Raw genomic sequence first — 18699 nt, 5'->3', positions numbered from 1 at the left:
GGGTGAGCGACACCGACGTCGCACCGGCACTGCACATCGACGGCGTGGCCAAGTCCTTCCACGGCAGGACCGTGCTGCACCCGTTCGAGCTGCGGATCGCACCAGGCGAGATCCACGCGCTGCTCGGCCAGAACGGTTCGGGCAAGTCGACGCTGATCAAGATGCTGTCCGGGTTCCACCAGCCCGATTCCGGCGGAACCGTGCTGGTGGCCGGGCAGCCGTTGCCGCCCGGCTCGGCCGAGTCCGCCCACCGGCTCGGGCTCCGGTTCGTCCATCAGGATCTGGGCCTCGTCGACGCCAGCTCCATTGTGGACAACCTGCTGTTCGGGCACGGCTTCCCCACCCGGTTCGGGACCGTGCGGGCGGCCGCGGCCAGGCGGCGGTGTGCCGCGGCGCTGCACGCGGTCGGGCTCGATCTCGACCCGGGCGTGCCCGTCGCGGCGCTGACCCCGGCCCAGCGCACGGGTGTCGCCGTGGCCCGGGCGATGTTCGCGAGCGACGAGCGTGCCCGCGTGCTCGTCCTGGACGAGCCCACGGCGACGTTGCCCGCGGAAGAGGTAGACCACCTGCATGAGACGTTGCGGCGAGCGGCCGCGCAGGGGGTCGCGATCCTTTACGTCACACACTTTCTCGACGAGGTGTACCGGCTCGCGGACGCGGTCAGCGTGCTGCGCGACGGGTATCTCGTCACGACCTCGGCGGTCGAGGAGATCGAACGGCCAAAGCTGGTGCACCACCTGGTCGGCGGCGAACTCGAAGGTGTGCGCCGGGAAGCCCGCCGGCCGGCGCCCGGCCACGACGCATCCTTCGTGGTCCGCGACCTGCGCGCCGGCCGTATCCGCGGGGTGGACCTCGGCGCCGCGAGCGGCGAGATCCTCGGTGTGTACGGGTTGACCGGCTCCGGCCGGGAGTCCCTGCTGGCGGCCGTTTTCGGTGCCACCACGAGGGAATCGGGGCAGGTTCTGCTGGCGGGCCGGGAGGTCCGGCCATCGCCGGGCGACTCGATCGCCGCCGGGATCGGCTACCTGCCACCGGACCGGAAGGTCAGCGGCGGCTGCCTGGCCCTGCCCGCCGCGGAGAACCTGACGCTCCCGAGTCTGCGGTCGTTCTGGGCCCGCGGGTGGCTGTCCAAGCGCGGCGAGTCAGCCGAGGTGCGCGACTGGTTCGGGCGGCTGCAGATCCGGCCGGGTGACGGTATCCGGCTGCCGCTGAGCAGTTTCAGCGGTGGGAACCAGCAGAAGGTACTGCTCGGCAAGTGGCTCCGGCTCGAACCGAAGGTGCTGTTGCTGGACGAACCCACCCAGGGTGTCGACGTGGGCGCGAAAGCCGAGCTGCACCGGCAGATCCTGAAGGCGGCCGCGTCCGGTGCGGTCGTCGTCGTCAGCTCGACCGACGTCGAGGAGCTGGCGACGCTGTGCGACCGGGTGCTGGTGATGCGCGACGGGCTGGTCGCCGAGGATCTGTGCGGCGACGACGTCACCGAACGAGCGATCAACCGCAGCTCCCACCAAGCCGCGACTTCGAGTGCAGGGAGGGAAAGATGACCAGCAGGGGATTCACGCTCGGCTTCGACCGGTTCAGCGGCCTCTATCTGTGGGCCCTGCTCATTGCCGTGTTCTCGCTGGCGGCTCCGGCGACGTTCCCGACGATGTCGACGGTGCACCTGCTCGCCTCGACCCAGGCCGTCGCGGGCGTCATCGCGCTCGGGCTGCTGGTCGCGATGGCCGCCGGCCAGTTCGACGTGTCCGTCGGGGCGACCGCGAACCTGGCCGGCATCATCGCGGTCATCGTGCAGCTCAAGGGGATCATGGGCGCCGTGCCCGCGACGCTGCTCGGGATCGCCGCCGGGATCGCCGTCGGCTTCGTCAACGGCTTCATCGTGGTGAAGCTGAAGGTGAACTCTTTCGTCGGCACGCTCGGTATGGGCTCGGTCCTCGCGGCGCTTCTCGTCGTCGTCACCGGCAACGAGGAGCCGTTGCCCGTCGACTCCGCGTTCTTCAACGGCATGACACAGAACGACGTCTTCGGTTTCCAGTACGTGGTCGTCTACCTGATCATCCTGGCCCTCGTGCTGTGGTGGGTGCTGGAGAAGACCCCGGCCGGCCGCTACATCTACGCCACCGGAAGCAATCCCGAGGCGGCCCGGCTGTCAGGCGTCGCGGTCGACAAATGGTCCTGGATCGCGCTCACCGCCTCCGGCGGGATCTGCGGTCTCGGCGGTGTGCTGTTCGTGTCGCTGACCGGGCCGTCGCTCGGCTTCGGCAACTCGCTGCTGCTGCCGGCGTTCGCCGCGGTGTTCCTCGGATCCACCCAGCTGACGCCGGGCAAGCGCAACGTGTGGGGCACCTTGCTGGCGATCTTCGTGATCGCGACCGGCGTCCAGGGCCTGCAGTTGGTGTCCGGGGCGCAGTGGGTCTCCGCGCTGTTCAACGGGCTCGCCCTGATCGCGGCCGTTGCGCTGGCCGCCCGCGAGCGCCGCGCGCTGCCCGGCCGGGCTGCCCGGCGCCTCTCCCGTGTCCGGGAGACACCCCCGAAGCCGGCCGAACCGGTCGCGATGGCACGAAAGGACTGAGCATGGCTCTCGAAGTTCCGGAAATCGTCCGAGATGGCCGCCTGCGCGACCGCACGGTCATCGTCACCGGCGGTGGTTCGAGCGGGGACATGGCGGGCACCGGTGCGGCCATCTGCGTGTTGTTCGCGGTCAAGGGCGCCAACGTGGTGATCCTCGACCGCGACCAGGACCGGGCGGCGCACACCCTCGCGGCGGTCGAGGCCGAGGGAGCCAAGGCGACCGTCGTCGTCGCCGACATCACCGACGGTGCGCAGTGCCGGGCCGCTGCCGAGCAGACGCAGCGTACCTACGGCGGTGTCGATGTGCTCGTGAACAACGCCGCCATCGCGCCGCCCGAGCAGGACGCGGACGAGGCGCTGTGGGACGCGATCGTGACGCTGAACCTGAAGGCCGCCAAGCTCATGTCCGACGCGGTGCTGCCCCCCATGCGGCAGCGGGGTCGCGGGTCCATTGTGAACATCAGCTCGATCGCGGCATACGAGGCGGGTGGTGGCCAGGCGTACTCCGCGGCCAAAGCCGGGCTGGACGGCCTGGGCCGTGCGATGGCGTTTCACGAGGGGCCGCACGGGATCCGGGTCAACAACGTCGCACCCGGCCACGTCGCGATCCCGATGGGGCTGGGTTTTCGCGGCTGGGACAACGATCTCGCGGCGGGCCGGGCCACCCGGATCCGGCGCGCGCGAGCGACGATGCTCGGCACCGAGGGAACCGGATGGGATGTCGCCTATGCGGCCTTGTTTTTCGCCAGCGACGAGTCCCGCTACGTGACGGCGACCAGCCTGCCCGTCGACGGCGGCACCACCGCGGTGTTCCCCATCATGATGTGGTCCCAGCTAGCGAACATAGAAGACGCCGGGTAGCCGCCGTCAGGACCAGGTGATGCGGGTAGCGGGGAAGCTCGGCGCGGTGTCCCGGATCTTGCCGAGGTAGTAGTTCATGTGTGCGCGCATGAGGTCCTCGGCACGGTCCGCGTCACCGGCGAGGATCGCCTCCCCGATCTCGCGGTGCTCCAGCCGGATGCTCGGGTCGGTCGTCACCCGGGCGACCCCACCGCCCACGATCGGCCCGGTGTATAGCTCCTTCAGCGCGGTCGCCACCAGGTCCAGCACGCGGTTGCCGGACATGGTCGAGATAACGTAATGGAACTCGTTCGCCGCTTCGATGTAGTTGTGGTCGCCGTCCGCGACCGCTTCCTCCGCGGCCAGCGCGGCCTCGAGTCGGGCAGAACGGTCCGGAGACAGGTTCTCGGCTGCCAGCCTGGCCACGTGCGGCTCGATGAACAGCCGCGTGTGCGCCAGTTCTTCGATCGTCGCGCCGCGCAGGCTGAGATACAGCGACAGGGTACGGGCGACGTACCGCGGGTCGACGGCCACGATCACTGGTCCGCCCTTCGGGCCGGTCACCAGGCTGATGAGCCCATGCACCTCCAGCAACCGCAGCGCCTCGCGCACCGAACCCCGCCCCACGCCGAAGTATTCGGACATGACGGCCTCATTCGGCAGGCGGTCGCCGGGGCCGAGCCCACGCTCGATGATGTCATTGACCAGTGCGCTCGCAATGCGCTCGGATACCTTGGAGCCACGCGAGAGGGCGCCGGCCGAAAACGCGAGCTCGGCCAATGGCGGCGCCGGCGTCTCGGGCGCGGCGGGCTTCCGGCCCTTTCCCCCGCCAGCGCGCTGGTCCATGGTTTTCTTAGCCATGAATAGCATGGTACCGAAGACCGATCCTGTATTGGCGGCACGGACAGGAGATCCCTGTCGCTATCTAATTATGCGGATAGTAGCTATAGTTGAGCCGTCGTCGAGGAGGTTTGACCGTGAGTGAACTGACCGGGAAGGTTGCCATCGTCACCGGCGCCGCCCAGGGGCTCGGGGTGGGGATCGCCCATGCGCTGCGCGCGGCGGGTGCGCGCCTGGCCCTCGTCGATATCAATGGCGACGGCCTAGCCGCGGCAGCGGAAGAGGCCGCCGGGAGGGAACCGGGAAGCGTCGAGCAGTTCGTCACCGACCTCGCGGACGCCGATCAAGTGCACCGTCTCCCGGAGCGGGTGATCGAGCGGTTCGGCGCACTGGACATTCTCGTCAACAACGCCGGTGTACGGTCGATCTCGCCGTTTCTCGTCCAGTCGCCGGCCCAGTGGCGGGCCACACTCGACGTCAACCTGACCGCGCCGTACCTGCTCTGCCAGGCCGCGATCCCGCACATGATCGAGCGCGGCGGCGGCAAGATCGTCAACATCACCTCGACCGCGGCCACCCTGGGGTTCAAGAACCGTTCGGCCTACAACGTGTCCAAGGCTGGGCTGACGATGCTGACCAAGTCGATCGCGCTGGAACTGGCCGGATCCGGCATCAACTGCAATGCTGTTGCGCCCGGTGTGGTGCGAACCCCGTTGAACAGCAGCTACTTCGACGACGCGGAGTTCACCCGGGTCATCGTCGAGAACACGCCGGCGGAGACCTGGGGAAGTCCCGCCGATATCGGCTCGGCGGTGCGGTTCCTGTGCGGGCCCGCCGCGGATTTCGTCAACGGTGCGGAACTGCTCGTGGACGGCGGCTGGTGCACCGGCAAGGGGTATTGAGAGTTTCAATGATCGTGTCAAGCCGCGTTGGCCCGGATTGGCGGTGTGATCTGGAATGCGCGGCCGTCGTGCAGCAGTGCCCAGATGACGTCAACCAGGCGGCGTGCCAGCGCGATCAACGCCTGGGCGTGCAGTTTCCCTTCGCGGCGTTTGTGCTGGTAGAAGGCACGGGAGGGGCTGTCGGGTCGATTGATGCTCGAAAAGGCGGCCAGGTAGAACACCCGCCGCAGGCCGCGGTGGTAACGCTTAGGGCGGTGCAGGTTGCCGCGGATGCGCCCGGAGTCGCGCGGTACCGGTGCGAGCCCGGCGTAGGCGGCCAGGCGGTAGACCAGCGGTTGCCCGGTGGCCAGCAGCAGCGTGATCAGCAGGCCGGCGGCGCCGGAGGTCATGTCCACCGCGCGAGGCCGCGATCGAGGCGTTGATCGCCCGCGCCCCGAGTCGGCCACGCCCAAGAAGCCACCCAACGGCAAGGAGTCATAGCCACACCCGCCGTCCTGGGCATCCGGGACATCCAACCCCGGACAACACCAACCGCATGGAGGAATCATGACCGTGCACGAGGCGGCCCTCGGCCGCTATTTCGAGGATTTCGTCATCGACGACATCTACCAGCATCCGTTCGGCCGCACGATCGGTGAAGCAGACTGTAGCTGGTTCACGCTGCTGACGTGCAACACCAACCAGAACCACTTCAACGCGCACCTGGCCCGCCAGAACCCGGTGTCGGGCGGGCGGATCATCGTCAACTCCGGGCTGACCATCGCGGTCGTGCTGGGGCTGAGTGTGCTCGACATGAGCCAGAACGCCGTCGCGAACCTCGGGATCGACGACCTGAAGCTGACACATCCCGTGTACGTCGGCGACACGCTCTACGCCGAGAGTATCTGCACCGGGCTGCGGCCGAGCGCTTCGCGCCCGGGGTTCGGCATCGTGTCGATGCGCACGCGGGGGCTCAACCAGGACGGCGACGAGATCATGTCCTGGAACCGTGCGGCGCTCCTGCCCAGCCGGGAAAGTGGTGTCGGGCAAGGCTACTTCCCTGTCGCCAAGGTCGGTCCGCTCTCTCGTTCCCGGTGACGCCGTTGACCACCATGTGAACGCATGTAAGAATCGATCCAACCGATCCATCCGCATAATTTGCTAACCACAAAGGAGTGAGCAATGGGCGGACGCGTTGCCGGCAAGGTCGCAGTCATCACCGGCGCGGCGCGAGGGCAGGGGCGAAGCCACGCGGTCCGGCTCGCCGAGGAGGGTGCGGACATCATCGCCCTCGACGCCTGCACGAACTTCCCGACCGTCACCTACGACATGGCCACCGAGGCAGATCTCGAGCAGACCAGGAAAGAAGTCGAGGCTCTGGACCGGCGCATCGTCACCGCCAAAGTCGACGTCCGCGACGCGGCCAGCCTGAAGTCCGCGGTCGATGCGGGGGTCGCCCAGCTGGGCAGGCTCGACGTCGTCGTCGCGAACGCCGGTGTCGGTACCTGGCAGAACTGGAACGAAACCACCCCCGAGGTCTGGCAGGAGACGCTCGACATCAACCTCACCGGTGTCTGGAACACGATGGTCGCCGGCGCGCCACACCTAATCGACGCAGGCGGCGGATCGATCATCTGCACCAGCTCGACAGCGGGCCTGAAAGGCACCCCGTGGCTCGGACCCTATGTCGCGGCGAAGCACGGCGTCGTGGGCATCGTGAACATGATGGCCAACGAGCTGGCGAAACACAGTGTCCGCGTGAACTCCGTGCATCCCAGCGGGGTGAACACCCCGTTCGTCACCGCAGGCATGGGCGACATGGACTACCTGATCGGGCGCGATCCCGACCTCGGCCCGCTGTTCGTCAACTCCCTGCCAGTCGAACTGCTCGAACCCCGTGACATCAGCAACGCGGTCCTGTTCCTCGCCTCCGACGAGGCCAAGTACGTGACGGGACTGCAGCTCAAAGTCGACGCCGGTAACTGCAACCGCTGACAACAACGAGGAGCGGTATGAGTGTCGTGAAGGCCGTTGAGATTCCCGTAGGCCACTTCGGCGAGCTATCGATCGGCGGCGGTTGGGTCACGCCCGCGACGAGTGAGACCTTCGACGTCGTGAATCCCGCGACGGAAGAGGTGATCGCCCGGGTCGCCACACCGTCCACTAAGGACGCGGATCGCGCCGTGGACGCCGCCCGGCGAGCCTTCGATGAGGGGCCGTGGCCGTGGTTGACCCCGGGCGAGCGGGCCGAGGCGGTCGTGCGCCTGTGCGATGCGTTCGAGCGCCGGCTGAGCGAGCTGAATCTCGCCTGGGCGCTCGAATCGGGCGCGCCGCTGGCGCATGGTGAGCTGATGAACGACGGCGCCGGGGTGGCCGTGTGGCGGCACGCCGTCGGGTTGGCCCCGGACCTGCCGTGGGAAGAGGACCGCGGCGACGCGATCGTGCGCCGCGAGCCGGTCGGCACCGTTCTGGCGGTGCTCACCTACAACGGCCCGGTCGTGCTGATGGGGATGAAGGTCGTTCCCGCGCTGCTCGCCGGGTGCCCGGTGATCGTGAAACACGCCCCCGAGTCCCAGTTGACCGCTCGGATCCTCGCGGATGCGGCACACGAGGCGGGCCTTCCCGAAGGCGTGCTGAGTTTCCTGCCCGCCGGCACCGAGGTCACCCAATACCTCGTCGGCCATGACGGTGTCGATCTCGTGACCGTCACCGGCGGTGTCCCGATCGGCGTCGACGTCGTCCAGCGCACGTCCGGCCGGCTCGCCCGCACGATCCTGGAACTGGGCGGCAAGTCACCAGCGATCCTGGCCGACGATGTCGACCTGGATGTCGTGATGGAGTCGCTCGCCGAGGGGGCGAGTTCCTTTCTGGGGCAGATTTGCGTGAGCCTGTCCCGGATCGTGGCCCCGCGCTCCCGGTACGACGAGGTCGTGGCCGCGCTGGCCAGCTACTATTCCGGGCTGCGGATCGGCGATCCGCTCGACCGCGACGTCCAAAGAGGACCACTCGCCGTCGAACGGGCGAGGCAGCGCACCGAGACGGCGGTCGAGACGGCACGCCAGGCAGGTGCCCGCGTCGTCGTGGGCGGAAAGCGGCCCGCTCATCTCGAGCAAGGCTGGTTCTACGAACCAACGCTGCTCGCCGACGTGTCGAACGACATGGCGGTCGCGCGCCAGGAGATCTTCGGCCCGGTCACGTCCGTGATCCCGTATGACGACATCGAAGACGCGGTACGGATCGCCAACGACACGCGATACGGCCTGGCCGCGTCCGTCTATGCCGCGTCGACCGGCGCCGCCCTCGACATCGCGCGCCGTATCCGCTCGGGAACCGTGGCGGTCAACACCGCTGGCATGTCACTGACCCAGCCCTTCGGCGGCGTGCGCTGCTCGGGCTGGGGCCGCGAATGCGGGGCCGAAGGGATCCTGGAGTTCACCGACATCAAGCAGATCCTCGTGGCGGGTGGCGCGAGCTTCCTCCAAAGCACCCTCGGGTAACCGGGGGTTACCGCCTGAGGCGCAGGAGGATCTGCGGCGCGGTGCGTTCGCGGTGGCCCCGCAGTCGGTGCCCAGTTGGGTGCAGGCGTGGCGAAAACAGCGTTCGAAGGGGCTTGCCGGGCATCGTTGGGGACGCAGGCCAGGCGAGCAGAAAGCATGGGGTGTGCGCCAGCAGCGCAAGCTGCGTTACGCGGTGGCCGGACACACCCCAGCGGCGTTCAGGCTGACCGGCCTGGTGTGGACCCCCAAGACGGTGGCCGAGCTGATCCGGGTGCGGCACGGCATCGTGTTGAGCCTGACCACCGTCGGCAAGTACCTGCACTCGTGGGGGTTGTCGCCGCGCTGTGAGTCGGGGTGGCCGCGCTGTCCGCAGCATCTAGTTGGGATGCTGATCTTCGCTGGCACAGTGCTGAGACTCCGTCGTCATGAAGTGGTCCCCCTGGGCGGGGCGGCTTTTGCGCGGGTAGGCACCCGAAGGTGCTCCGTCACTCATCCGTGGCTCCCCATTCGGCCGCTACCCGACGCGGTAGAACCGCGCCAAGATCACATACTTGTGAACCACTACTCGATCACCCGAGTCGCCACGGTCACCACAGCGGCCCTCATACTCGCCCTCGGCTCCGGATGCCGTCCAACGTCCAACGACGACAGCGTCCCTCAGCCACCACCAAGCGCGTCCATTCCAGATACTGCGCCGACCGGCAACTGAAGGATCCTCATGAGCCACTCCATCACCAAGGCCGCCGTAGTGACGACTGCGGTCCTGACAATCACCCTCATCGCCGGATGCAACCCAGCGGACAATTCCCCGCCACCACCAAGCGCGTCCATTCCGCCCCCGGCCAGTGCGCCAGCGACCCAGGGGCAGCCGTGACCGAATGGACCGTGAAGTGGACGAGGTGGAAACCGACCGCCGATCCACGCTGATCCATCCCTGCATGCCTGGGGACGACCTCGTGACAATCGACCGCCCCTTCCCATTCCGGGAGGGGCGGTCGTGGTTGTACGCCCGGCATGGGCGATTGCTTGGGGGTGTGGGTCCCCTGGAGGAAGAGGTGGTGCTAACTCCGAGCCGGAGGCAACGGCGTCATCGCGAGGTGGGGTCGGAAGGAAGCCCGAGGCGAGACCTCTGCACCGGGACACGAATCGCGTAGGAGGCGTGCTGGCTGGGGTGAGCCTGCAACGGAAGGTGAAGCCCGACATCACCACGACGACATCACGGCTTGCCGGGGCATTTTTCGGTGCTCCGGCAAGCCGTTAACCGCGATGCGGAGAGGGTTCAGTGCCCGGGTTTGCTGGTATGGGTGCGGTCGGCGGAGCTCGATTCGCGCTGGCGGGGGATCTTGACTGGGTTGCCGATTCCAAGTTCGGAGACGAGTCGGGCGACCAGGGATTCTTGATCGGTGAGGTAGAAATGCCCGCCCGTGAAGCTCCGGTAGGCATACGTGCCTACCGTTAGTTCACTCCATGCCGAAGCGTCGTCCAAGGGCGTGAGAACGTCACTGTCGGAATGCAACACAGTGACAGGGCAGCTGATCTGCGACGACGGGTCACATCGGTAGTGGTTCAGCATCTCGTAGTCCGTGCGCAGTGTCGGCGCCATCATGTTCTTCAGTACTCTGCTGCGGTAGATCGACTTGGGGATACCGCCGATGCTGTAGGAGTGTTCCCACACTCCGTCGTCTGTGACGGGAAGCGGCTCGCGCCGGTGCAGCCGGTGGGGCGCGGTGATGTTAGATACGACCAGTGCGTGCGGCGGAGCGCTTTCGACGACGGCAAGCCTGCGAGCGACCTCGAATGCCACCACCGAGCCCATGCTGTGGCCGAAGAGCACCAGCGGCACCGCCGATAAGGCGAGGATGTGCGAGGCGATCTCGTCCGCGAGTGAGCAAATATCAGCCGCAGCCTTCTCATCCCGTCTTCGCCCGTGCCCTGGGTATTCGACCGCATAGAGCTGAACGCCGGGCACGGCATTTGCCGGCCACCTGGCGAAGAAGTCCGCGTTACCTCCCGCATACGGAAAGCACACCAGGTTCAGGTGGGGGGACGGGTGGGAGGTGAGGGGCCGCAGTGGCGGCGTGGCCGTCTCCACCCTGGGTGCGAGGACAGAAATCTCCGGCATCAGATGCTGCCACCTCCGTCCGCGGTGATGACCTGCCCGTTGATGTTGGTGTCGTCGAGTAGCAGGGTGTGGATCAGAGGCAGGATGTCTTCAGGCGTTACCAGACGGCCGGTGGGGGTGCGGCGCGCGATGGAGGCGACCTGGTTGGCACCGAGTACCGCCGACATCTCCGAGTCGAAAAAGCCCGGGGAGATGCAGTTGACCAGGACACGCTCCCGCCACTCACGGGCGAGCGAGCGGGTGGCCGATTCCAGTGCGCCCTTCGTGGCGGAGTACACGGTCAGCCCCGGATAGCCGCGTTGGGCACAGACCGAACCGATCATGATGATGCGGCCCCGTCGCCCCGATGCCAGCAACGTGCGCAGGAAGTCGCGCGTGAGCAGAAGTGGCGCTGTCAGATTGGTGGCGATCAGGGACTCGATGTGGTCCGGGCGGGTCTGCACGAGCATCGAGTCCTGGCCCACCGCCGCATTGTTGATCAACGCGTCGGGCGGCCCAAGACGCTCCGCCGCGCGCGCCAGGAACGCCCTGACCATCGACCGGTCATTGATGTCGACGCTGTCGTGGTAGAACTGGTCCCCGAACGCGTCTTGTAACTCGAGCAGACCGGAGGTGGGCTTTCTAGCGAAAGTGGCCACCCGCAGGTCTGCCTTGAGTAGATCGGCGGCCATAGCCAGACCCAGCCCACGGGAAGCCCCGGAAATCACCACGGTGGTGGCTGCCGGTACCGGCGTGGTGGCGGAGGTTTTAGAGGTCACTCTTCAAGCTCGCTTTCAACGTCACTTCCTCACGGAAGGTGATCAGTCGAGGGACGGCGTAGTCGGGAAGGCGCGAGGAGCACCACGAGGTCAGCTCGGCGATGTCTACCTCGGTGGTGGTCACGACCTCCGCTGTGACAAGCTCACCGACGAGCGGGGCGCGGCGCGCCCGTACCTGGGCCCACGCGACGCTGGGATGATCGGTGAGAACCTGCCCGACGGTGGATGCGGCGATCTTCGAACCGCCAATGTTGAGCTGGTCGTGGCTGATCCGCCCGGTGATGTGCACTCGACCGTCGTGGATTTCCGCTCGGTCACCGGTGCGAACGAAGCCCTGAAGCTCAATGCTCTGGTACGGGCTTTTCACGAGGAGCTCACCGTCCGCCACGCGTAGCTGTGGTCGCTCCGGCGTGTGGTTTTCCAGCCAGGAGACAGGAAACCCAGCCTTGCCGTCATGTACCGCGAACGCTGCGCCGGTCTCGGTTGAAGCGTAGATCCAGCTCACCCTGGCTTCGGGAAACGCGGTCGTGAGTTCGTTGAGCAGTCGCTGGTCAACTGGTTCTCCGCCGAGCGTGATCTGCTCCAACTGCAGCGCCGTAACCGCCGCGCGGTCGCGCAGCAACGAGTGGCGCCAGAACGTCGGTGTCGCCGAGACCGCGGTAACCCCCTCGGCAGCGGCGAAGGCCGGCCAGGCGCTGAGACCGTCGGCTTCGACGGTCACCAAATCTTGACCGGGCACGTTGAGGGACAGCGTGACGAGTTGCCACCACGCGTAGGTGCCGGGTGTGAAGGGCAGCAGCCAGCGCCGGGCCGCCTGGGGTGTGGACACAGTTGTCAGGCCCTGCAGTGTGTGCGCCACCCGTTTCGGCCGCCCGGAACTACCGCTGGTGGATACCCATATCCGTCCTGGTGTCGCGGGAGTCGTTTCCGATGTTGGTGCGCGCCGCTCGGGCGTGCCGAGCAACGTGAAACCCGCGTCCTCCAACTCGGCGGCCAACTGGTCGTCGTAGCGGGAGGCGGGAATGATCAGCAACTCGGAGCCGGAGCGCTGGTGATGTTCCCAGACAGCGGCGAGCGCATCCAATTGATCGTGCGCGATGACCGCGCAGCGATGCGGTGGAAGGACCCTCTTGGGAAGGGCGTTCCACGAGCCGTGGAACCCTCCGGCTGCCAACCGGTTTTCTCCAGCCGGCGGGGCGTTCATGGCGTCACCGGACGTAGTTCGGTGAGAAGGTCGAGCAGGTCGCTCACGGTTTGCAACGGCCGGATAGCCGCCGCTTCGAGCGTGACTTCCCCACCCACCTGGTCTTCGAGGCGCACGGTGAGCTCGGCCAAGTCCAGCGAGGTGAAGCCCAGATCGGACAGTGCGAGATCTTCACTCTCCGTCAGGGCCTTGCTCTGCGCGCGCAGAAGGTCCTCCAGCATCGATCGCGCGGCGCTGCGAGACAAGAGGGGACCGTCAATGGTCTTTTGCATGCGACTCTCCTGGATGAAATTATCTTCTGCGTAGCCTTTTCAGCGGAACCTGCCGTATCACAACTTCCCGGCCAAAGCAATCGTCACTGATTTCGCCTTGACAAGCCTCTCCTCCGAGAGCCCCGGGGGACGAGTAGCCCATAGGGATTGTCGGCAATTCGGCAACTCAAGCCATCCCAACAGCGTCCGGACCTGCCACCCCGACGCGGTGCAATGCCTAGACTCTGCCTCGAAGGTCGAGATCATGTTAGCTGGGTATTCTGCCCCACAGGGCGCCTTCGGCGGCCCAGCAAGCAATTCGCGTGTCCATTCCGGAATCCGCCACCGTTTCCAACGTAGTCTTACCGACGAGCCCTTGGGATCACGCAGCGGCTAAAGACCGTGCGCACCACCAAGGGTTCATCTAGGTCCCCGTAGGGACAACATCGAGCCGGACGAGCCTGCGCGGAAATGCACAATCCCGTGCCCGTTCGTACCTCTTGCCTGATCGCAAATGGGGAATCGGCACGTCCAAGTATCGTGCGGTCCCGAGGACCGCTGGGCCGTCAAACCGGAGTTCGGCGAGGCGCAGGTGAACGACGAGGTGTCTTTGGGGATACAGCCGCGCCCAGTGCGGCCTTCGAAGTGATTGAGCCCGGGTCGCCAAGTCCTTTGTTGCCGTTGCTGCTTCAGCCTCGTCGTAACGGGATCGGCGACCAACGTCGGCACCGGACCCAACTCGAACCCGGGTTCATCCGGAACGCATGTCAGCGCCAACAATCCACTTTCCGGCAACGATACAGACACAGGTACCGTGCGCGGAAGGGGCGGGATGCTTCACGCACCGAACGCAAGCCGTCGTCGAAGCCGGAAACCCAGGACTTGTTATAGCTACCCAGTGAGCCTTCCCGCCTTCCCCGGTAAGCGTTCGTGACTCTGGGTGATCTCCTGTGGACGTGGCTGATGGCAATGCTGACGACGCGCCGAAGTTGTTGCCGCCTTCCATCAGGTGATCAATGTCAATGGTGCCCCAAGAGCGAGCCGAGAAGATCCTCACCCTGGGCAAGGCAGGATGGTCAGTGGACGCCATGCTGATGGCGCTCAGGTGAATCTTGTCCCGCTCGAAAAGTCATCGCTGCAGCTCAGGCTGCGGTTCGGGACTCATTGATCACACCGCCGAGACCATGGGTGCGGAGAGGGTGCCGGGCGTCGAGGGCTGTGGACGGGAGCTGGTTGTTCCTGGCGTGCGGCAGGCAGTTGGCCGCGACCTTGGTGTGGCCGGAACAGGGTGTGCTGCACGCGAGGTACCGCGTTCAAGTTTTGAGCCCGGTCCTTTTCGTGCAGCCTCCCTCCGAACCGCGCGGGCATCTTTCGATGCACGTGGCTCTCCAGTGACTATGTCGCGTTCGTGACATGAGTGGCGTGGATGCTGTCGTGGCATGGTCGGCAGACCACGAGGGTCTTCCGTCGTTTGCTGGCCATAACAGCCGCCCGTGTTGGTTGGTCTGGCCCGGGTTGACCGAGCCGGGTGAGTTTGGCGACGTGGTGTACTACCACGGGGCCGGTTTCTTCACACCGCTCGACACGCTCACTGTGGAGCATGGTCCGAAGCCTTGCCGCGACACAAGGTTTTATATAAGAGGCTTTTCAGCCTCGAACATGGCGCGTCCCTCTGGGCGCAACTGCACCACGGCCGACACCAGCTCCAGATGCGCCGCACCTGCCAGATCGACCCGCCTCAATCCACCCTCCAAGACGACCGGAACAGAGGGGGCGAGGATGTCGGCTCGTTCGAAGTCGCAGAGAACGTCGTCCATCGTGACGACCGCGGCGGTTTCGATCAGGGTGCGCATGGCCGGGTGTTCCTCTCGAAAACGCGGCGGCGTCAGTGGGGTTCCTGTGCGGCTCCTGTCTTGGTGACCCAGGCGGCAATTTGCGTCCGCCTGGTGAAGCCGAGCTTGGTCAGGATGTGGTCGACGTGGGAATCAGCGGTGCGGCGGGAAATCGACATTGTGGCAGCGATTTCCTTGTTGGTCTTGCCCTGCGCGACCAGCGCTGCGACTTCTCGCTCGCGTGGAGTAAGCATCGGGATGGGCGATTCTTCGGTCGCGGAGCTTGTCGGACGCCCGGCTTTGCTCGGATCGCAGGTTATCCATGCGATGGCCTCGTCGAAGTCGAGCAGTGTGGCGAGCTCAAACGCTTCCTGGAACGTTTCTTCGCCGAGTGAGCTGCGCGCTACTGCTTCGTAATGGTCGTGTAGGCGCGCGATGTGCTTGTGGCCGGCGAGTGACGCATCGATGTTCTGCTTGATCTTGTGGGACACGCCGAACAAGGTCGCGGCCCGTGCCGCGTCACCGTCCGCGCTGGCTATGCAGGCCAGTATTTCGATACACAACGCGATCCGGAAGTGCTCGTGGAAGTCCAGCTTCAGACGCAGACTTTCCAGTTCTGCGGCTGTGGCTTGTTGATAATCGCCCGCAAGCAGCCCGGCTATTCCCTGCGCCCACAGGGCAAGCGACCGCATCCACTGTTCGCCATAGTTCTCCTCGAGCGCCGGGCATTCGCGGAACAGGGCCGCGGCGCGCTCATGATCGCCGAGGAAGGCGAGGGCCAATGCGAGCTCGATCTGGTCGTAGGCGACGGCAGAGTGATCGCCGATCAGCCGATGCCCGGCGAGAGCGTCCTCGAAGAGCGCGGCCGCCCGCGCAGGATCTTCGTTGTACAGGGCGGTGAGCCCTGAGATCTGCGCGACGTAGGCCGCCCCCGATTGGTCGCCGAGCTCCGCGGCCAACGCTCTTGCCTGATCGAGGAGGGCTGTCCCGGATGTCGCGTCGTTGAGCGCTAAATTCAAGTACCCGTTGACGTAAAGCGCTTTGACACGAACGGTATCTCGTTCCGCGGTGAGCGTCAGGAGGCGCTCCAGCCATCGACGTCCCTCGTAGACAAAGCCGCTGCTGAGCCAGAAAAATCGGAGGGAGGATGCGATCACCAGACCTGCTTGCGCTTCGCCGGGCTCGGAAGCGGAGAATTCCAACGCTTCGCGCAGGTTTGCGTGCTCGGCTCGCAACCGGGCGAAGACCGTCGTGCGTCCGGCGCTGAACCATTCCGCCTCGGCCTGGACGACGAGGTTCCGGTAGTAGTGAAGGTGCTTGCGACGGACCGTGGTGGTCTCACCGCGTTCGACGAGGCGGTCCCGGCCGTAATCGCGGAGCGTCTCCAGCAGCCGATAACGGGTCTCGTCCGGATGCCGTTCCGTGGTCACGATCGACTTGTCGATCAAGCCCCTGATCTGATCAAGCACCTCGTCGGTCCGGATGCCGTCGCCTGAACCGATTGCTTCGGCCGCCTCCAGGGCGAACCCTGAACCGCACACGGACAGCCGTGCCCACAGCACTTGTTCGGCGGCGGAGCACAGCCGGTAGCTCCAGTCGACCATGTCCTGCAGGGTCTGCTGGCGGGTCGGCGCCGTCCGGGTTCCACCGGTCAGCAATCGAAAACGACGATCGAGCCGGTCCATGATCGCCTCGGCCGACATGAACCGAAGTGCGACTGCCGCCAGTTCGATCGCCAACGGAATGCCGTCCAGTTGTCGGCACAAACGCATGACGACGTGCGCGTTGTCCGCGGTGACGGTGAAAGCCGGATCCGCGGCTTGAGCTCGCTCCTGGAGTAGTGCGACCGCCGAGTACTGAAGGAGATTCTCCAGTTCCGGAGTTCCAACTCCCTCCGGGGGAACCGAGAACGGAGCCAACTCCATGACGGTCTCGCCGGCAATGCCCAAGGGTTGGCGACTGGTGGTCACGATCCGCATCTGCGGGCACTGTTTGAGCAGCGAATGCGCGAGTTGCGCGCACTCACCGAGAACGTGCTCGCAGTTGTCCAGCAGAAGCAGCAGCGGGCGGTCGCGAAGATGTTCGGGAAGGCGCTCCAACGGCGTCACCCCGGACTGCTGTTGCAGGCCCAACGTGGCGGCTACGGTGTCGGCGACGAGTCGCGGGTCGTTGAGGTCGGCAAGCTCGATGATCCAGACACCGCCCGGGAACGACCGCCTCAGCAACGCGGCCGACCGCAACGCCAACCGGGTCTTGCCCACGCCGCCGACGCCTGTGATGGTCACCAACCGTGACGAGCTCAGGAGTTTCTTGACGTCGGCCAACTCCCGCCAACGTCCCACGAAGCTCGTGAGTTCTATCGGAGGGCGTGCAGCGCTCCAGATAGGTACGGGCACCGACATAATCGATTCAGTCCCTCGGTAATGCGGTATATCAAGTCAAATACTCCACCTCTGCACTATCCCAGTACTCGAATCCTTGGTCCACCAAAAGCCGAGGAGCCTGCGACGACGCCGTGACCGGCCGACCGCATCTGGTCACCAACGTCGCCAGCACCGACGCGACCAGCACCGACGTTGCTTTTGCCGAAAACCGCACCGCACATCGCCCAGGTCATCGCGGGCCACCGCGACATCAACGTCATGTATGTCACTACGCTGACGGCGCTCACAAGTCCATCGGGCACGACCAAATCGGAGCAACTCGAAACGCTGCAGCAGGACAGTCCGTTGGTCATCAGCATTTCGCCGCCGGTGATCCATTCCCACGGCTCGGGCAGAGCAGAGGTGTGGGTCCAGGACACTGTGTTACCTCCGCGTTTCGCCGGCCCGGGCACGTTCGCCCGGATCCCAGATCTCGGCCAGGTCGGCGATTACGACATCGCGATCCTGGGCGTGCCCTTCGACGGGGGCACCTCCTACCGGCCGGGTGCTCGCTTCGGGCCGATGGCCGTGCGGCAGGCGGCCCGCAACCTCCGCGCCGGTTTCCACGTCGATCTCGGCGTCACGCCGCTCGCGCAGCTCCAGGTCGTCGACGCCGGGGACGTGTCGTGCAGCCCGTACAGCATTTCCGACGCCATCGACCAGATCGAGACGCACGCGAGCGAGGTCCTCGGCGGCAGCGACCGAAGGATCGTTGCGATCGGCGGCGACCACACGATCGCACTGCCGATGCTGCGGGCCGTCACCCGCGAGCACGGTCCAGTGGCGCTCGTGCACTTCGACGCACATCTGGACACCTGGGACACTTACTTCAACGCTCCAGTGACACACGGGACCATCTTCCGCCGCGCCTTCGAGGAAGGTCTGCTCGTGGAGGACCACTCAATGCACCTCGGGATCCGGGGCCCCATTTACGACCAGCTCGATCTCGACAACGACAAGGCGTTCGGATTCCGCACGATCCGCGCCAACGACCTCGACATGATCGGCATCGACGGGGCCGTAGACGCCGTCCGGCAGCGGGTCGGCGACGCGCCGGTCTACCTTTCCGTTGACATCGACGTCCTCGACCCGGCGTTCGCCCGGCACCGGAACCCCCGAGTCCGGCGGTCTCACCTCCCGGGAACTACTACGCCTGCTGCGGAAACTGAACGGCCTCAACCTCGTCGGCGCCGACGTCGTCGAGGTCTCACCCGCATACGACCACGCCGAGATCACCTCCGTCGCCGCGGCGACCGTGGTGTTCGACCTCGTCGCGCTCATGGTGAACAGCATCAAACCGAGCAGGACCGCGTCTGAGCACTCCGCTCCCGTGACCGGCTGATGCCGCTGGCGGCGGAGATCAGTGGCTGACCTCCGCCGCAGCGTCCGTTCGACATAACGTCGGGCGTTGGGCCAGCCCCAAAGGGCAGAGGCGGACCTGCCTGTCGGCAGCAGCCGAACGCGGAACGGTCACGCTGCT

The 18699-nt window shown here is 66.1% G+C and carries 16 protein-coding genes and 2 pseudogenes; 9 read left to right on the top strand and 9 right to left on the bottom strand.

Translation table 11 applies throughout. From position 1 onward, the window contains the following. Positions 1–2 precede the first annotated feature (2 nt). Genes SSPN_RS0124045 through SSPN_RS0124035 form a run of 3 tightly spaced genes read left to right on the top strand, consistent with a single transcriptional unit; the run spans position 3 to position 3432 of the window. The gene (locus SSPN_RS0124045) at positions 3–1544 is read left to right on the top strand and encodes a sugar ABC transporter ATP-binding protein (protein ID WP_010309967.1); all 1542 of its coding nucleotides are present in this window, start codon (positions 3–5) and stop codon (positions 1542–1544) included. Further along, positions 1541–2572 carry an ABC transporter permease gene (locus SSPN_RS0124040; RefSeq protein ID WP_010309964.1) on the top strand — a complete coding sequence of 344 codons (1032 nt, stop codon included), beginning with the start codon at positions 1541–1543 and terminating at the stop codon, positions 2570–2572. Before SSPN_RS0124045 ends, SSPN_RS0124040 begins: the two co-directional genes overlap by 4 nt. 2 nt (positions 2573–2574) lie before the next feature. Next, on the top strand, positions 2575–3432 hold the full coding sequence (locus SSPN_RS0124035; protein WP_010309962.1) for an SDR family NAD(P)-dependent oxidoreductase: 858 nt from the start codon (positions 2575–2577) through the stop codon (positions 3430–3432). A gap of 6 nt (positions 3433–3438) precedes the next feature. On the opposite strand, the gene SSPN_RS45435 is transcribed toward SSPN_RS0124035, so the two are convergent. Next, positions 3439–4272, bottom strand: a complete 834-nt coding sequence (locus tag SSPN_RS45435; RefSeq protein ID WP_158309632.1) for a FadR/GntR family transcriptional regulator — start codon at positions 4270–4272, stop codon at positions 3439–3441. Between the two features lie 116 nt (positions 4273–4388). On the opposite strand from SSPN_RS45435, the gene SSPN_RS0124025 reads away from it, so the two are divergent. Further along, a complete protein-coding gene (locus tag SSPN_RS0124025) occupies positions 4389–5153 on the top strand; it encodes an SDR family NAD(P)-dependent oxidoreductase (RefSeq protein ID WP_010309960.1) in 765 nt (254 codons plus the stop codon). A gap of 17 nt (positions 5154–5170) precedes the next feature. Here the strand turns inward: SSPN_RS0124025 and SSPN_RS0124020 are convergent. Continuing rightward, positions 5171–5476, bottom strand: a pseudogene (locus SSPN_RS0124020) (transposase); the annotation flags it as partial. A gap of 223 nt (positions 5477–5699) precedes the next feature. On the opposite strand from SSPN_RS0124020, the gene SSPN_RS0124015 reads away from it, so the two are divergent. The 4 genes from SSPN_RS0124015 to SSPN_RS62895 all read left to right on the top strand — a co-directional run bounded on the left by SSPN_RS0124015 (position 5700) and on the right by SSPN_RS62895 (position 9338). Beyond that, positions 5700–6230: a MaoC family dehydratase gene (locus tag SSPN_RS0124015; protein ID WP_010309957.1), complete on the top strand. Its 531-nt coding sequence runs from the start codon at positions 5700–5702 to the stop codon at positions 6228–6230. An 84-nt stretch (positions 6231–6314) separates the two neighbouring features. Continuing rightward, a complete protein-coding gene (locus SSPN_RS0124010; RefSeq protein WP_010309956.1) occupies positions 6315–7127 on the top strand; it encodes a mycofactocin-coupled SDR family oxidoreductase in 813 nt (270 codons plus the stop codon). 17 nt (positions 7128–7144) lie between these two features. Continuing rightward, a complete protein-coding gene (locus SSPN_RS0124005) occupies positions 7145–8629 on the top strand; it encodes an aldehyde dehydrogenase (RefSeq protein ID WP_010309954.1) in 1485 nt (494 codons plus the stop codon). Then, positions 8595–9338: a winged helix-turn-helix domain-containing protein gene (locus SSPN_RS62895; RefSeq protein ID WP_083822083.1), complete on the top strand. Its 744-nt coding sequence runs from the start codon at positions 8595–8597 to the stop codon at positions 9336–9338. Before SSPN_RS0124005 ends, SSPN_RS62895 begins: the two co-directional genes overlap by 35 nt. Before the next feature lie 570 nt (positions 9339–9908). Here SSPN_RS62895 and SSPN_RS45430 read toward each other — a convergent pair. The 7 genes from SSPN_RS45430 to SSPN_RS45425 form a co-directional block, all read right to left on the bottom strand. Beyond that, a complete protein-coding gene (locus SSPN_RS45430; protein ID WP_083822082.1) occupies positions 9909–10751 on the bottom strand; it encodes a thioesterase II family protein in 843 nt (280 codons plus the stop codon). Continuing rightward, a complete protein-coding gene (locus tag SSPN_RS0123990) occupies positions 10751–11458 on the bottom strand; it encodes an SDR family NAD(P)-dependent oxidoreductase (protein WP_272941780.1) in 708 nt (235 codons plus the stop codon). Before SSPN_RS0123990 ends, SSPN_RS45430 begins: the two co-directional genes overlap by 1 nt. A 40-nt stretch (positions 11459–11498) precedes the next feature. After that, on the bottom strand, positions 11499–12713 hold the full coding sequence (locus SSPN_RS0123985) for an AMP-binding protein (protein ID WP_029535672.1): 1215 nt from the start codon (positions 12711–12713) through the stop codon (positions 11499–11501). After that, positions 12710–12985 carry an acyl carrier protein gene (locus tag SSPN_RS0123980; RefSeq protein ID WP_010309940.1) on the bottom strand — a complete coding sequence of 92 codons (276 nt, stop codon included), beginning with the start codon at positions 12983–12985 and terminating at the stop codon, positions 12710–12712. Before SSPN_RS0123980 ends, SSPN_RS0123985 begins: the two co-directional genes overlap by 4 nt. A gap of 1374 nt (positions 12986–14359) precedes the next feature. Continuing rightward, a complete protein-coding gene (locus SSPN_RS62890) occupies positions 14360–14566 on the bottom strand; it encodes an HNH endonuclease (RefSeq protein WP_394378350.1) in 207 nt (68 codons plus the stop codon). A gap of 29 nt (positions 14567–14595) precedes the next feature. Then, positions 14596–14817 carry a hypothetical protein gene (locus SSPN_RS0123965; protein WP_010309933.1) on the bottom strand — a complete coding sequence of 74 codons (222 nt, stop codon included), beginning with the start codon at positions 14815–14817 and terminating at the stop codon, positions 14596–14598. 32 nt (positions 14818–14849) lie between these two features. Next, entirely contained in the window at positions 14850–16904 is a 2055-nt protein-coding gene (locus SSPN_RS45425; protein WP_474716998.1) for a LuxR C-terminal-related transcriptional regulator, read from the bottom strand. Positions 16905–17438: 534 nt separating this feature from the next. Between SSPN_RS45425 and speB the strand changes: the two are divergent. Then, positions 17439–18561, top strand: a pseudogene (gene speB, locus SSPN_RS45420) (agmatinase). The last annotated feature ends 138 nt before the right edge of the window (positions 18562–18699 follow it).

This window comes from Saccharopolyspora spinosa NRRL 18395 (assembly GCF_000194155.1).
In the GTDB taxonomy this organism is placed as follows: domain Bacteria; phylum Actinomycetota; class Actinomycetes; order Mycobacteriales; family Pseudonocardiaceae; genus Saccharopolyspora; species Saccharopolyspora spinosa.
The sequence above is the reverse complement of the archived record's forward strand: the minus strand, read 5'-3'. Positions and strand labels throughout refer to the sequence as shown.